The organism is Paraflavitalea devenefica (assembly GCF_011759375.1).
Lineage (GTDB): Bacteria > Bacteroidota > Bacteroidia > Chitinophagales > Chitinophagaceae > Paraflavitalea > Paraflavitalea devenefica.
On the sequence record NZ_JAARML010000009.1, the window covers coordinates 115,267 to 129,306 of the forward strand.

Here is a 14,040-nt window from a genome sequence, read left to right on the forward strand (position 1 = left end):
AAAGTTTAGAACCGGCCAATGCCCATTAAAAGCAATAACACAATGAGCAAAACGATCTGTGACATGTCTACAGAGAGTCCACTGCCAACCTTTGTTGGCTTGAATACTCCCCGCAGAAAGTTCAGCACAGGATTAAATATTTTACTAAAGAAATCAAAGGTGCTCTTGTATCGCTGGTCCAACCTGTCTTTATAGGGTAATAGTTTTGAGTACAGGAAGAGACCTACGATGAGTATATTGAGCAATATCCATATTATGAAATACAACATTTTTTTATTTTAAATAACCATGTTCACCTGCGGTGGCGGAGGCGGTAACATGATATCGCCGCCGGCGCCCATACTTCTGTTGCCTGTGCTTACAGAAGCTGACACCCATTTGAAAAATGATTTGATGGTAGAGCTGTCGGCCGTATCCAGGTGTACTACGGTGTGCGTAAGCTCTTTGAGCAACTGATCATCTGTTTTGGACCCTGCGGCACAAGCCACTATTTCCCCAAAGTGCCTGCTTTTTACTTCGGGTATCATTTCCCGGTATTTCTGCAGGTCGCTGGGCTTGCCATCTGTCATGATGAACAACAGCGGCATCCAGTCGCCTTTCTGGTCGGACGTGCTTTTCAACACTTCCTTATCTACCAGTTCACAAAGCAGTTCCAGCGCCTGTCCCAGGTGGGTAGGCCCGGAATCGGGCGTGGTGATCTCTGGCAGAATAAGGCTTTCCAGGTCTTTGAGGGGAAGGATGTTGTTAACCTCCCGGTCGAAGGTGATGATGGAAAGGTGTACGGATTCCAATGCAAAGGGGTCCTGCCGTAAGAAACCAATGAGTGATTCAAGTCCATTCTTTACAGCTTCAATAGGCTCCCCTTTCATGGAGCCGGAGGTATCCAGTAATAAATATACAGGCAGTCTTCTCATGATTTAATTTTTTTCCCCGGCCTGAAGGCCGGGGCAATACAACCTGCAATACAATTAATTGTATTTGCCTAAGAATTGTTCGAGGCCGCCGCTGTGACCGATGCCTACGGCTTCAAATTTCCAGTTGTCATCTTTTTTGTAGATACGTCCAAACTCGACGGCTGTTTCGATGGAGAAGTCTTCTCCCAGCTCATATTTCATGATCTCTTCATTGGTGCCTGCATTGAAGACCCGGATGAAGGAGTTCCTTACCTGGCCAAAGTTCTGTTTGCGGGCCTGGGCATCGTGAATGGTTACGACCACACAGATTTCCCGGGCGCCGGGGTTGATGCCGGACAAATCTATAGCTATGGTCTCATCATCACCGTCACCAGCGCCGGTAGTATTGTCGCCGGAATGCGTAACAGAACCATCGGGGGATTTGAGGTTGTTGTAGAAGACAAAGTATTCATCGGCCAGCAGTTTCCTGTTCTCCCCGAGGATGAAAACAGAAGCATCGAGGTCGAAGCCGGCGCCTGTTTGTCCTTCATTGGTATCCCAGCCAAGGCCTATGGTAAATTTGGGGAGGTCAAGGTTTGCGCGTTGTCCTTTTTGTAAGTTGATAGCCATATTTGAGTATTTTGATGGGTGATTGTTAAGAGATGCAGGAAGTTGTTTTTGTATTCTTCCATTTCATGGTAACCATTACTGATGGCAAGGTCGGCCAGTTGTTCACGGAACGCGGCCGTTTGCCTGGTGATAAAGCGTTCAAATGCTGTAAACTCTGCATTGAGGATGTATTTTACAATGCGTGTATTTACTTTAAAGTTGCCTGATGCAATGATGACACTGAGGTCATGGATGGATTTAACAAAGTAGTAGTTCAGTTCATTTTCAATCCTGGGATGTATGTGCTCATGGTCCAGTTGGGCAAAGTAAAGAAAGTAAGCGGTTTCCTCTTCCAGTGAAAATTGTTTGAGCAGGTTACGGATCACCAGTTCATGACTTCCGGTAATTTTTATATCGTCTATAAAAATGAGCAGTTTCCCCTTCAGGAAATGGCTGTCCAGGTAGTATTTATCATTCAGGATGAGGTTGAGCCTGCTATCGGCATCCAGTTCACCATAGTCCAGGCTATAGGTTTTATAACGGTGAACCTTTGCTTCTTCGGCTACCGGCAGCCGGTTGATGGCAAGGTAACGGTTGATGGTTTTCTTAAAAGCCGCCGCCATAGCATAGGAAGCGGTAGGGATGGCAAAGTAAGGACTGGGCAGTATGACGAGCTGTTTACCGCCCCTTAATTCATTGCTGTGCTGTTCCAGGAACCCATTGGCCAGTGCATGACCAAAAGATTCTGCGATATGGCCATCTCCAAATTTGAAGCGGCTATAGTCGGCAGGATTGAAGGTGAATGCATCAACCCCTGTTATTTTATGCAACGAATATACTGAGCTCATCTTCTATGTTTTTTAAGGTGATGCTTTGCTCATTGATCAACAAAGCATGAATACCAAAAGCTTTTGCCCCTTCCACATCTGTGAGCCTGTTATCGCCAATATGAATGATCTGTTGTTTGGACAAGTTACCCGCCTGTAATTCCTTTGCCTGCCGGTACATGTGTTCAAAGATGCGGGGCGATGGTTTTGAAGCCCCCACTTCATCTGAATAGATCTGGAAGTCCATGTACTGCGCCACACCATTTGCCTCCATGAGCTTGCGCAGCAACCTGCCTTTGATGTAACCGGTGTTGCTGGTGATGTTGGTGGTATATCCCCTGGCCTTCAAAGCAGCCAGCAGTGGAAGTATTTCCGGATTCAGCAGTTCGGGTGGATGCCGGAAGAACAGTTGCTCTGTGAGCTGATAGAATTCTTCGAGGCTTTCCAACCGGAGGCCCTGCATGTCCACGCCCAGCCTGTGCAGGCAAAGCATGTACATTTCAAAGGCATCCACGTTCTTCCCTACTGTTTCGTTGATACGATTTACCAGCAGGTCTGTTTCCCTGAATACTTTTACTACCTGGTCCGCCTCCACGGGCAGGTCAAAGAAGGAACAGAAAAGTTTTGCTTTTTCTGTTTTAAAATCCTTACCCGACCGGATGAGTGTGAGCCAGAGATCGAAAGAGATATGCTTTGTTTCCTGTATCATATTACACAACTACGTTTACTTCCGGTGGAGGAGGCGGCAGTTCATTAAGACCTGTTACTTCCTGGCCACTGCTCTCGATTTTCTGGCTGCCCGTGCTGATGGAGGCCGATACCCATTTGAAAAAAGCCTTGATGGTAGACGAGTCGGCCGTATCCAGCTGCACCACAGTGTCTGTAACCTGCTTGAGCACGTTGGTATTGGCGCCCTGGCCGGCGGCGCAGGCCACTACGATACCGAATTTGCGTTTGCGGTATTCGTCGAGGCCCTTCTGCCAATCGTCTGTCGGTTCGCCATCTGTCATGATGAATACAAGTGGCTTCCAGTCGCCTTTCTGATCAGGTGTGCTACGGGCTACTTCCACGTCTATTTTTTGCGCCAGGAGGTTAAGGGCCTCTCCCAGCGAGGTGGTGCCTGCGGCCTGAAGATCCGGCATCTGGAACGTTGACAATTCTGTGAGTGGCACTAACTGTTGAGCCGCCGAACTGAATGTGATCACACTCAGGTACGCTGTTTCCAGCGCATAAGGGTCCTGGCGCAGGGTGGAAATGAGCACCTGAACACCATTTTTCAGGGATTCGATCGGCTCTCCCGTCATAGAACCGGAAGTGTCAAGCACCAGATACACGGGTAATCTTCTCATATAAAAAATGTGTTGTTATACGTTAACATATTGTTTTAAGATCTCTACAAAAGAGTCGGCCGGATGTGGTGTTCCGAGGGCGCGGAATTTCCAGCTTCCATCTTTGCGGTATACTTCAGCAAATACCATGGAGCACATGCCATTGAAACTGGCGTCACCGGAGAGGTTGAAGCGGGCAATTTCCTTACCGCGGGTATCAATGGCGCGGATGAAGGCATTTTCTATCAGGCCAAAGTGCTGGTTTTTCTGTTTGCCCTGGTAGATGGATACTACGAATACAATTTTGTCAAAGCGGGCATCGAGTGAATTGAGTTTAAAGATGAGTTGTTCATCATCGCCATCGCCTGCACCTGTTCTGTTATCGCCGGTAGACCATGCATTGCCGGAAGGGTGCTTCGGGCTGTTGTAGAAGATAACATCGCCACCAATGAGCTTGTCGCCGAGGTTGGCTACTTTTCCATTGGCATCCAGGAGGAAGGCTACAGCGTCGAGGTCAAAGTCTTCCTGTTTGCTACCCAGCAGCTTTCCGAGGAAGCCGCTCTTTTGCTGGCGGATGTCCCATCCCAATCCAATGGTTACTGTTGCGAGGTCAAATTCGGCGCCACCGCCGGCATCGTTTTTTCTAAGGTCAATTGTCTGTCCTTTTACTAAGTTAATTGCCATAAATAAGGTTACTTTTTGTTGTTTATTTATAAGGGTTTAATCACGAATAAGATTAGCCTTTGCTTCGACAAGATCAAGGTGACGGTACCTGCCATTATTTTATGATCTGTCCTTTATAGTATTTACCCAGGAAGAAGCCAAGGTCTTCTTTATAGCCAATACCGGAAGCTTCGAATTTCCATTTGCCATCGCGCTTGTAGAGGCGGCCAAATTCAACGCCTGTTTCGATGGAGAAGTCTTCTCCCAGTTCGTATTTGGCAATCTCACTGCCGTTGGAATTGTCTACGAGCCGTATGTAGGAATCTCTGATCTGTCCGAAGTTTTGTTTACGGGGCAATGCATCATGGATAGTAACCACAAACAATATTTCCGCAATAGCGGGATCTATTTTTGTGAGGTCTACCACCAGGCTTTCATCATCTCCGCCGGCAGAGTTGCCACCGGTAGGATCATCACCGGTATGGTGCACTGCAGTATCAGGGGAATCTGTATTACCATAGAATACAAAGAACCCTTCGGAAGGGATTAGCCTGGATTCATTGATCATGAATGCAGAAGCATCGAGGTCGAACGATGAGCCGGTTCCTTCATTGGGATTCCAGCCCAATCCTACACTGATGTTTGAAAGGCCTATATCTATTTTCTGGCCTTTCTGTAAGTTGATCGCCATTGGTAAGATATTAGTTTAGTTGTCAGGGAAAATGTTACGGTTCGTTCAGGAAAAATGGTATTTATATAAAGACCATTACCCCGGGATAAAATATGACCAATAAGCCTCAGGAAGATGTTTTAGCAAGCGATGGCAGGACTGTAATGTTTCGCACAACATCGATCAACAGGATATGGACAGGCATATTTTAACGGTTTATGGTATTTAAAAGGGCAAGACAAAATATAAAAAAAATGTTACTCACAAGCATTAATATATGAAGAAATTACCTGTCAGATTTTAAACTTATTTAATGTGTAGGGGTGTTTGGTGAGATTCCGCTGTAGAAAGGCAACGAAGCACCACCGGGACATGGGGTGATTATCAAGGAATGGGCTTTTGCGGTGATTTTATCGCCGAAAAAGATTATTTGAGGCAAAAAAAGGCTTGGGCATCATGTTCAATTTTCCCTGTAATGCAAGCCAGTCAAGGGTTTTAACATTTTTATGACTGGTTTAGCATCCTGAAATGAGGCTTTTGTTGGTTTGCGGAGGGGGTATTCCCGCTGTAAGTTTGCATCATGAACGAACGAGATGAGCCAAAAGAAACCCGATAGGCTCAGCAACACAGAGGAAACGATCTCTGACAGTAGTTCCACCCGATTGCCGCTCCATACGATACACCACTGTTAAAAAATTATAAATTATACGAATTATGAAAAACAAGATGAGGAATTTCGGAATGATGCTGATGGCAGTAGTAGCTTTAACCTTTGCCTTTTCAACCACCACTTTAGCTAATGGCGAGAAGACTCCCAAAAGCTCTTCTATTGAACTGAAATTTATTGGTCATTACGAGAACCAACCGGTTTTCCAACTGGACCTGAACAATACTGAAGAAGATGAGTTCTCTATTACTTTCCGTGATGATTTCGGTAATGTGCTGTACTCCGGAAAGGTAAAGGGTAGCAATATCTCAAAGAAGTTTATGCTGAATACAGAAGAGATTGGTGATAATGTACTGAGCGTGGAAGTGAAAGCTAAGAAGAACGACAAAGCAGACGTGTATAAGATTAACAGGAATCGTAGCTATGTAGAAGAAACAGTAGTGAACAAGGTTAAGTAATTTCAGCTGTAGTTTTCGTTTATGTGTTTGAGTACACCGGTGGGAGCCGGTGTATTTTTTTTGCACCTGCTTAACCGGTTTACTCTATATATTTATTAGCAGGCAATACTGCAAGTACTCCTTTAACTCCATAAATGTAAACAGTATCATTACCTCTGCCAAAGACTACCCCAATCTTCACGGAAGATATTGCCTTAATATCAGATAAACTGGGCGGCTGTCCAAATGAACATTCTTTTCCGGAGATTGTTTTAGTACCGCTTGGATGTGAATGAGAGTGCCTTATTAGGTTTCTCATATTCTTTGTATCTACGTATGCTCCACCTTTTGATGGATCTTTCACCGGACCTGCAAATTCATTTCGTATTCCCAAGGTATCAATTTCAATGCAATACTCCCTGTTATTTTCTTTTATAGTATCTCCCAAACCATTATCATTTTTTACATATTCATAATCAGCCTTTCTTTCGGATAAAGGATATAACTCAACCAAATTACCTGTTGCATGCGCCTGACTATATTTTCGTTTTTTAATTGCCCTCTTTACAAGCCTGGCCTGTCGCGGTGAAATGGAGTCGGACATCCCTCTATCTGAGTCTTGTCTATCCTGATTAACCGGTCCATATATCTCCAATGTTGTCATTGTAGTTCTGATAACAAATACTTTTTCAACAATACCATTTCCTGTTTGTCTTATTACATTACCATTTCTGTCTTTATATACGGTATCTTCCATTAATAGAAGGTGTTCTGTTATTTGCAGGTTCTTTTCATTGTTACGAAACCCTGATGCAGCAATTACAAGCATGGCAATGGCCAGGGCAAAGGAGTGTTGCCGGCGCATAGGTTAAGGTTTAATGGTATGGCAATAAGGTTTGGTGCCGTGTAGTACACGGTGCAATAAATGATCAGTAACGAATTACAGGTAAGTCTTCAAGATTGTACGATGATTGCCGGAAAGTCAATGGGCAGGCACGAATGCAGGGATAAACAGAATAGACAACAACGTTAGTAAGATTTCAGGGGAAATGCAAAGAGAAGGGATTAAAAGTATTATTATTTTGACTTATGCTAATTCAGCAGCGCTATTGTCTACCGATCGCATCATAGTTGGGAAGTCAATGAATAACTGCAAAGGGCTTACCGGAGCACTTGGGAATACCCTAAATAATCTGTAAATGTTAGCGTTTGTTTTTTATAGATGATACCCGGCGCCTCTTTCATGGTCCAGTCATCGGCCCAGGATTTAAACTGGTTTTCGAATTGCGGATAAGCCTGGAGCAGGGTCGCTTTTTTGGAATGAATGTTGACCCTGATCCTGCTATGCTCCTGGTATGTTTTTTCTCCATCTGAAGACTGAAGGCCCGCCACCCATTGAGTGGTTATTTGTTCCGGTGAACGGGCTACCGAACCGGCTATAAGCGCCGCAACAGATGACGGGTCATAAGCAAACTGCGCCTGGTAGGCTTCTACTTCATCATAGAGGTCCTGGAGGTAAGATTTATCCAGGGTAGCATCAAAGATGATCTCCCCTGCTTCGTATTGCGCCGCATGGGTAATTTCATGTATGAAGTTGGCCGTGGAGCCCACGGTGAGCACTATACATTTTTTATGAGTATCATAGGAAAGAGAGCCTTCCGCCTTGTGTGCAGGCCGGAGTATGTATTCATCATCACTCTTTTCCAGCATGTGGATGATGCGTATTATTTTATCCAGACCAGCTAACCGGTCTTTGAGCAAGGTTATTTCCCGTCCGCACCTGTCATTACAGCGCTGACTTTTTTCTCTCCCTGTTATGGCATTGTATAAACTATCACGCTTATCCATGATAAGCTCTTTATGCCATGCCCACTCACCGGCGCAGGTGGCATTGATGCCTTTGGTAGCAGGCGGGGATGACCATACAGACGAATCCGTTGCCAACGGGGCTAAACCAATAAGGTTAAGGATAACGACATAGGAAAAGTGCCTGGACATAGATCAAGGTTTAACGAATAATAATAAGTCGTTTTCCGTGGCTGACACGGAAACAATGAGTTTAATCAGAAGCTGTTTACAGGTGAGTTTTCAGCTATGTACGGAGCTTGTCTGGGTTGGTAAGTAATATTCAGGTGTGAATTGCGTACAGGTGTAAAAAACGAGAGCAAGGTTAGTACCTTTTTCAGGCAAAAGCAAGAAATGCTTATTAAAAATGTTGATAATTTGATTAGGGTTAAGGAAAGGGGCGAGTGGTAAGTGGGGAATGGCAAGTGGGCGTTTGCTTCGATAGCGGATCTTTTGCTTCGCTGTTGAGACGGGACGGGCCAAAGGCCCGGAAATAGAACTGCGGGACTGCAAGTCCCGCAGAGCTAAGTCCCGCAGCGCGTAATTTGATTATACCTGGTAGTGATGTTATCCGATGATGTCGGCGGCGCGTTTTTGCACAAAGTCCCAATTGATGGCATTCCACCAGGCAGTGATGTAGTCCGGGCGACGGTTCTGGTATTTGAGGTAATAGGCATGTTCCCAAACATCCAATCCCAATACAGGAAACCCTTTTGCTTCGGCTATATCCATGAGGGGATTGTCCTGGTTGGGGGTAGACACAATGGCCAGTTTTTTATCATTACCGGCAATTAACCAGGCCCAGCCACTGCCAAAGCGGTTTTTGGCAGCATCGGTAAACTGTGTTTTGAACGCATCAAAGGAGTTGAAGTCTTTTTCTATCGCAGCCAGCAACTTACCGGTTGGCCTGGCGCCATCCACCGGTGCTTTGAGGGTTTTCCAGAATAGTTCATGGTTATAATGCCCGCCCGCATTGTTGCGCATTTTGGGAGAGTATTTGGATATACCTGCCAGCAGGGTTTCCAGTGAGGTGGCATTTTTATCCACCTTCTCGGCGGTTACCGCATCCGCCAGGTTTTTGGCATAGGTAGCAGCATGCTTCGTATAGTGGATCTCCATGGTCTGGGCGTCAATAGCCGGCTCCAGGGCATTGTAGGCATACGGCAGCGGTTGTTGCTCGTAAGGCGTACCTGCCCCCGCTTTTACGGCGGGCGCCTGGTTACAACCGAAGGCCAGGGTATCCAGCACAGGCAGGGAAAGCGCAGCCGCCAATCCTGCCTTGCCGGTGGTTTTGAGGAATTCCCGGCGATTATTGGTGTTGTTTGCCATAGTAAAGATGTTTTTAGGTATGAAGGAACAATATTACAATGATTGTGCGTTGGGACAACAAATAAATATTTGCCTAATGCAATTTTAATACCTGATTATCAAAGGTCTGACATAAAGCTAATATGTGTACCTGGTTAACATTTGATTAATCCGCAGCGTCCGTACGCTACGGGGACTCAACGCAGCCGCAGCGTCCTCCACCTGCACACAAGGCCCGGCACGGGAGAGACACTGCGGGAAAAGGAAGAGGCACTGCGGGGAAGGCTGGTTTTCGGAAGATTTTCCGCATTGCGTAAGCCAATTTTCCGGGTGGTATAACCCGAAGGGTTATAATTTTCAAATATTTGCACCCATGTTTTCCCGCCAACAACAAAATAAGACGAGTAAGAAAGGTAAATCCCTGTTTGGCCGTATCAATAGCTGGCTACACCTATGGATGGGACTGACATCGGGCCTGATTGTGTTTATCGTAAGTATTACCGGTTGTATTTATGTGTTTGAAAAGGATATACGCCATTATACCCAACGCTACCAGTTTGTAGAAGCCCAGGAAAAACCCTTCCTCCCTCCCTCCCAATTGCGGCAGATGACCGCTGCGCAGGTGTTTGGCAATAAGGCGGATTCATTGGGCAAGCGCCTGGCTAATGTGACTTATTATGGCAGTAAGGACAAAGCAGCGACCGTATCGTATGCCGACCCGAAAAAGGGGCCTGCCCTCTTTTATGTGAACCCCTACGACGGGAAGCTGCTGCACAAGAAGTATAATAACAGTGATTTTTTCCGGTTTGTATTAAAGGGCCATATGTATTTATGGCTGGACAAGGAGATTGGCAAGCCGGTGATCTCTACGGCCGTGCTGATCTTTGTATTGCTGCTGATCTCCGGGCTGATCATGTGGTGGCCGAAGAACCTGAAGAAAGCCAATGCCAACAAGAGCTTTAAGATTAAGTGGAAGGCAAGTTTTAAACGGGTGAATTACGACCTGCACAATGTGCTTGGTTTTTATGTGCTGGCAGTAGCCCTGGTGATCGCATTGACCGGGCTGGTATGGGGATTCGAGTGGTGGGCCAAATCATCCTACTGGATCACTTCGGGCGGGAAAAGTTTACCGGAGTTCAAACGGCCCTTTTCTGATACGACTACCCTGACAGCCCTGTACACACAGCCCGAAGACCGCATCTGGCAACAGGCACAGCGGGATCATGCCACTGCTGCACAAGCAGGCGCACTGCAAATACAATTTCCCCTCAAGCAATCGGACCCTATAGGGCTGATGTATAATCCTGACGATGGCACGCATTACCGCCGCGGATTCCGCTATTTTGACCGCTATACACTGGCCGAACTGAAAGACGGTGGTGGTCTGTATAATATTCCCTACGACAAGGCTCCTACGGCCGATAAAATACACCGCATGAATTATGATGTGCATGTGGGCGCTATCCTTGGATGGCCGGGCAAGATCCTCGCCTTTTTTGCCAGCCTGATCTGCGCTTCGCTCCCCATAACCGGATTTATGGTTTGGTGGGGCAAGAAGAAGAAAAAGACGAAGGCCGCTCTTCCCAAAAAAGAACTCCTGAAGGTGAAGGAAGAGGAACTGGTGGAGGCGCTGAGTTGTTAGCTGTAGCCGTTAGGTTTTAGCGGTTAGCTGATTTTATGCCCCTTAATGTGTAACCATTAATTTTAAGAGCCTGCTTACCCCGGTGGTTTTTAGTAGAAATAATGAGATTATAATTAATTCATATACCTTTGGCCCGGAAGACGAATGGGTTTAGTATCTACAACAGATCGGGAATATCAAAAATCATAACCATCGTACTGATTTTGTGTTCGCCTTAGTGATAAGGAAATTTCAAAACTGGCATCCTATACCTTCCGGCATTATGTGGAATAATCGCTTACTCTCCTGCACATCCCACGCTGCACTTCATTCCACGTAATGAAAAAATATACCAGGGCTGCCTGCCTGAGATCTTCGGCCTGTTCCGGGTTATGGTTTAATCTGTCAATGGCTTTAATAAGTTCTATGGTTTTGTATTGCCCGTAGCCAATACAAAAAGGTGAATGTTTTCGCAGCAGGAAACAGAAAAGTATGCGCCGTACTTGACTCTTTTATCTTCTGTATTCAATCACACAAAAAACAATTTTATGAAGCCAAAAACCTTCACAGCAACACTGCATCCCAAAAATGGCAATGGTGAAAAAAATGTAATTACGACTGCGCGTCCTACCGTTATTGAATCATTACCGCCCAACCTGACAGGAGCAGACGCTGGCACAGAAACAGAAGTGGAAGAAGTGGAAGGTCTTGTATTAACGAGACCCGGTGAAGCTGATAAGGAAATGTTGAATACCACCGAAACCGAAACAGGCATCGGTGAACTGCTGGAAGAAGCCGGCTCAGAAGTACCGGAAGAAGGCGTATTCAGCCGGGATGCCTTTTTTGCCAGCTACCCCGAATTGTTCGAACAAAGCATGGCGGAAGTTATTATCGGCACAGACGACCGGGTACGGATCACTGCTACGACTACTTTCCCCTGGAGAGCGATCTGTGCCTTGCGGATCACCGCCAAGGACAATACAAGATGGATCGGCACCGGATGGCTGGTGTCACCACGTACGGTGATCACTGCCGGGCATTGCGTATACATGCATGAACACGGCGGCTGGCCCAAAAGCATTGAAGTGATACCCGGCATGAATGACGCCACCAGGCCCTATGGTTCCTGTACCGGCACCGCCTTCAGAAGTGTGGCCGGCTGGGTTAACGACAAAAAGAGAGAATACGATTACGGCGCTATTATTTTACCTGCCAATTGCCGGCCGGGCGACAAGACTGGTGTATTTGGATTTGCTGTTAAAGACGATGCCTACCTGCTGAACTCCTACCTGAACCTGTCTGGATACCCGGGTGATAAGGGAGGCGATCAGCAATGGTTTATGGCACGCAGGGCAAAATCCACCGCTCCCCGGGTGATCTATTATGAAATAGACACGATGGGCGGCCAAAGCGGATCGCCGGTATGGATAAAGGTGGGCACTGCACGTTATGCAGTAGGCATCCATACGAACGGGCTGATTTCCGGCAATTCCGCCACCCGCATTGTAACACCGGTGTTTAATAATATCCAGTCATGGAAAACACTGGGCATGTAAAATACAATAGCAGGAAGGGATTAGTGTGGCTAACACTACTCCTTTCCTGCTTCCTTATTGTGTACTGGATCAATAAAACAAACCATTATCACATGATTGTTACCAAAAGTGTGAAAGGCGTACTGCATGACCATACATCGGGCAAACCAGTGGCGGGCGCCATTGTGATGATCACCGGTGGCCATGATGAACACCCCGACATCGCTTCCCAGTCGGATGAGGAAGGCGTATTTTACCTGCCGGCCATTAAGATACCAGGCACTTATACTTTGCTGATAAAGTATGGTGAACGATCAAAAACAGTAAGTGTGCAGGTGGATGCTGACAGCGTACTGAATATCGGGATATAATATTACCGGTTGCCAATCTGTGTTATAAAAAAAAGCAGTCCCAATGTTGAGACTGCTTTTGGTTTTCCGGCAGTAACGGGAAACTGCCGGTGTTGCTTAGGGAAACGGGGGTACGGATAAATGTTACGGCTAGGGGTGAAATATTTCTTGTAGTTTTTTATTGAGCGCCTCGCCACGCAGGTCCTGCGCAATGATCTTACCGGAAGGATCAATGAGGAAGTTGGCAGGCACGGCTTTGATGCCATACAGGACAGCAATGTCATTGTTCCATCCTTTGAGGTCTGATACCTGTGTCCAGGTGAGCCCGTCTTTCTCAATAGCTTTTACCCAGAGGTCCTTGTTTTTGTCGAGCGATACACCCAGGATGTTGAATCCCTTGTCGCCAAAGAGTTGTTTTTGTTTGAGCAGGTTGGGGTTCTCTGCCCGGCAGGGACCACACCAGCTCGCCCAGAACTCCAGCAACACGTATTTTCCTTTATAGGAGTCGAGGCTAATGGGCTTGTCATTCACATCATTCTGCGTAAAGGCCAATGCCTGCCTGCCCACTTCCACTTTGTTCAGGATGGCAATGCGTTCAGCAACCTCTTTTCCTTGTTCGGATGCTTTTATTTTAGGGTCCAGTGCTGCATAGTATTTGGTGCACTCCGCCAATGTTTTAGTGTTGGTATACATGACGAGCTCACGGGCGCTGACAGGGCTGGCAGGATGTTCTATGATGTAGTTTTTGCGCATTTCGTATTCATACGCATACCATTTGTTGCCATCTGCTTCGAGCTTTTTAGCGGCAATAGTATCACCGGCTTGTTTGACCTTGTAAGCTTCCTGAAAGAGGTTGTTGACCCGTTTCCTGTTGGCCATGATCTGCTTGTTGAATACTTCATATTCATTGACTACTGATGATGATCCGGCTACTTTGAGGTTATCCAGGTCGTCCATATTGCCGGTAATGGTAATGGGGCCTTTGTCAATAAAGAGGTCGAGGCGCAACCTGTAATTGCGGGAGAAGAGCATGCCCAGCAGCGGCTCCCCTACTTTTCCTTTGAATACGAACTGGCCATTTTTCACGACTGCACTGTCTATTTTGGTATTGTTGAAGGTGCCATGGGTGAGGAATACGACGTCATCGGTAAAACCTTTTACATGGCCTGTAACAGTGAATTCTTCTGCTTTGCGAAGCTGCTGCCAGCTCAGGGAAATGATGGCTATTGTGGCCAGGAGGAGGATGCCTGACTTTGGGAATTTGATCATAATATTAATTTATAAGTT

At 46.3% G+C, this 14,040-nt stretch carries 16 protein-coding genes; 4 read left to right on the forward strand and 12 right to left on the reverse strand.

Features of this window, described 5'->3' with window-relative positions; translation table 11 throughout:
- Nucleotides 1-5 precede the first annotated feature (5 nt).
- The 8 genes from HB364_RS31565 to HB364_RS31600 form a co-directional block, all read right to left on the reverse strand.
- Complete coding sequence (locus tag HB364_RS31565) at nt 6-269, reverse strand: YggT family protein (protein WP_167292446.1); 264 nt, start codon at nt 267-269, stop codon at nt 6-8.
- Between the two features lie 9 nt (nt 270-278).
- A complete protein-coding gene (locus HB364_RS31570) occupies nt 279-914 on the reverse strand; it encodes a vWA domain-containing protein (protein ID WP_167292447.1) in 636 nt (211 codons plus the stop codon).
- Between the two features lie 54 nt (nt 915-968).
- The gene (locus HB364_RS31575; protein WP_167292448.1) at nt 969-1,523 is read right to left on the reverse strand and encodes a TerD family protein; all 555 of its coding nucleotides are present in this window, start codon (nt 1,521-1,523) and stop codon (nt 969-971) included.
- Nucleotides 1,463-2,350 (reverse strand): phosphoribosyltransferase family protein, encoded by an 888-nt coding sequence (locus tag HB364_RS31580; RefSeq protein WP_167292449.1) that lies wholly within the window; start codon nt 2,348-2,350, stop codon nt 1,463-1,465. Before HB364_RS31580 ends, HB364_RS31575 begins: the two co-directional genes overlap by 61 nt.
- On the reverse strand, nt 2,325-3,038 hold the full coding sequence (locus HB364_RS31585) for an HAD family hydrolase (protein WP_167292450.1): 714 nt from the start codon (nt 3,036-3,038) through the stop codon (nt 2,325-2,327). Before HB364_RS31585 ends, HB364_RS31580 begins: the two co-directional genes overlap by 26 nt.
- 1 nt (nt 3,039) lies before the next feature.
- Entirely contained in the window at nt 3,040-3,678 is a 639-nt protein-coding gene (locus tag HB364_RS31590; protein ID WP_167292451.1) for a vWA domain-containing protein, read from the reverse strand.
- Between the two features lie 15 nt (nt 3,679-3,693).
- Nucleotides 3,694-4,341 (reverse strand): TerD family protein, encoded by a 648-nt coding sequence (locus tag HB364_RS31595; RefSeq protein ID WP_167292452.1) that lies wholly within the window; start codon nt 4,339-4,341, stop codon nt 3,694-3,696.
- Nucleotides 4,342-4,435: 94 nt separating this feature from the next.
- Nucleotides 4,436-5,011: a TerD family protein gene (locus HB364_RS31600; RefSeq protein WP_167292453.1), complete on the reverse strand. Its 576-nt coding sequence runs from the start codon at nt 5,009-5,011 to the stop codon at nt 4,436-4,438.
- 693 nt (nt 5,012-5,704) lie between these two features.
- On the opposite strand from HB364_RS31600, the gene HB364_RS31605 reads away from it, so the two are divergent.
- The gene (locus tag HB364_RS31605) at nt 5,705-6,115 is read left to right on the forward strand and encodes a hypothetical protein (protein WP_167292454.1); all 411 of its coding nucleotides are present in this window, start codon (nt 5,705-5,707) and stop codon (nt 6,113-6,115) included.
- A 79-nt stretch (nt 6,116-6,194) separates the two neighbouring features.
- Here the strand turns inward: HB364_RS31605 and HB364_RS31610 are convergent, their stop codons facing one another.
- The 3 genes from HB364_RS31610 to HB364_RS31620 form a co-directional block, all read right to left on the reverse strand.
- Nucleotides 6,195-6,959: a hypothetical protein gene (locus HB364_RS31610; RefSeq protein WP_167292455.1), complete on the reverse strand. Its 765-nt coding sequence runs from the start codon at nt 6,957-6,959 to the stop codon at nt 6,195-6,197.
- 296 nt (nt 6,960-7,255) lie between these two features.
- Nucleotides 7,256-8,092: a hypothetical protein gene (locus HB364_RS31615; protein ID WP_167292456.1), complete on the reverse strand. Its 837-nt coding sequence runs from the start codon at nt 8,090-8,092 to the stop codon at nt 7,256-7,258.
- 414 nt (nt 8,093-8,506) lie between these two features.
- Nucleotides 8,507-9,268, reverse strand: a complete 762-nt coding sequence (locus tag HB364_RS31620) for a superoxide dismutase (protein ID WP_167292457.1) — start codon at nt 9,266-9,268, stop codon at nt 8,507-8,509.
- Between the two features lie 352 nt (nt 9,269-9,620).
- On the opposite strand from HB364_RS31620, the gene HB364_RS31625 reads away from it, so the two are divergent.
- The 3 genes from HB364_RS31625 (at nt 9,621) to HB364_RS31635 (ending at nt 12,774) form a co-directional block, all read left to right on the forward strand.
- A complete protein-coding gene (locus tag HB364_RS31625) occupies nt 9,621-10,889 on the forward strand; it encodes a PepSY-associated TM helix domain-containing protein (RefSeq protein WP_167292458.1) in 1,269 nt (422 codons plus the stop codon).
- A gap of 527 nt (nt 10,890-11,416) precedes the next feature.
- Complete coding sequence (locus HB364_RS31630; protein ID WP_208420165.1) at nt 11,417-12,424, forward strand: trypsin-like serine peptidase; 1,008 nt, start codon at nt 11,417-11,419, stop codon at nt 12,422-12,424.
- 92 nt (nt 12,425-12,516) lie between these two features.
- Complete coding sequence (locus HB364_RS31635) at nt 12,517-12,774, forward strand: carboxypeptidase regulatory-like domain-containing protein (RefSeq protein WP_167292459.1); 258 nt, start codon at nt 12,517-12,519, stop codon at nt 12,772-12,774.
- 129 nt (nt 12,775-12,903) lie between these two features.
- Here the strand turns inward: HB364_RS31635 and HB364_RS31640 are convergent, their stop codons facing one another.
- The gene (locus HB364_RS31640; protein ID WP_167292460.1) at nt 12,904-14,022 is read right to left on the reverse strand and encodes a TlpA disulfide reductase family protein; all 1,119 of its coding nucleotides are present in this window, start codon (nt 14,020-14,022) and stop codon (nt 12,904-12,906) included.
- Nucleotides 14,023-14,040: the final 18 nt, after the last annotated feature.

Excerpts from the sequence above, each read along its gene's own strand:
- HB364_RS31565 (WP_167292446.1), bottom strand. The coding sequence starts at position 269 with ATGTTGTATTTCATAATATGGATATTGCTCAATATACTCATCGTAGGT.
- HB364_RS31570 (WP_167292447.1), bottom strand. The coding sequence starts at position 914 with ATGAGAAGACTGCCTGTATATTTATTACTGGATACCTCCGGCTCCATG.
- HB364_RS31575 (WP_167292448.1), bottom strand. The coding sequence starts at position 1,523 with ATGGCTATCAACTTACAAAAAGGACAACGCGCAAACCTTGACCTCCCC.
- HB364_RS31580 (WP_167292449.1), bottom strand. The coding sequence starts at position 2,350 with ATGAGCTCAGTATATTCGTTGCATAAAATAACAGGGGTTGATGCATTC.
- HB364_RS31585 (WP_167292450.1), bottom strand. The coding sequence starts at position 3,038 with ATGATACAGGAAACAAAGCATATCTCTTTCGATCTCTGGCTCACACTC.
- HB364_RS31590 (WP_167292451.1), bottom strand. The coding sequence starts at position 3,678 with ATGAGAAGATTACCCGTGTATCTGGTGCTTGACACTTCCGGTTCTATG.
- HB364_RS31595 (WP_167292452.1), bottom strand. The coding sequence starts at position 4,341 with ATGGCAATTAACTTAGTAAAAGGACAGACAATTGACCTTAGAAAAAAC.
- HB364_RS31600 (WP_167292453.1), bottom strand. The coding sequence starts at position 5,011 with ATGGCGATCAACTTACAGAAAGGCCAGAAAATAGATATAGGCCTTTCA.
- HB364_RS31605 (WP_167292454.1), top strand. The coding sequence starts at position 5,705 with ATGAAAAACAAGATGAGGAATTTCGGAATGATGCTGATGGCAGTAGTA.
- HB364_RS31610 (WP_167292455.1), bottom strand. The coding sequence starts at position 6,959 with ATGCGCCGGCAACACTCCTTTGCCCTGGCCATTGCCATGCTTGTAATT.
- HB364_RS31615 (WP_167292456.1), bottom strand. The coding sequence starts at position 8,092 with ATGTCCAGGCACTTTTCCTATGTCGTTATCCTTAACCTTATTGGTTTA.
- HB364_RS31620 (WP_167292457.1), bottom strand. The coding sequence starts at position 9,268 with ATGGCAAACAACACCAATAATCGCCGGGAATTCCTCAAAACCACCGGC.
- HB364_RS31625 (WP_167292458.1), top strand. The coding sequence starts at position 9,621 with ATGTTTTCCCGCCAACAACAAAATAAGACGAGTAAGAAAGGTAAATCC.
- HB364_RS31630 (WP_208420165.1), top strand. The coding sequence starts at position 11,417 with ATGAAGCCAAAAACCTTCACAGCAACACTGCATCCCAAAAATGGCAAT.
- HB364_RS31635 (WP_167292459.1), top strand. The coding sequence starts at position 12,517 with ATGATTGTTACCAAAAGTGTGAAAGGCGTACTGCATGACCATACATCG.
- HB364_RS31640 (WP_167292460.1), bottom strand. The coding sequence starts at position 14,022 with ATGATCAAATTCCCAAAGTCAGGCATCCTCCTCCTGGCCACAATAGCC.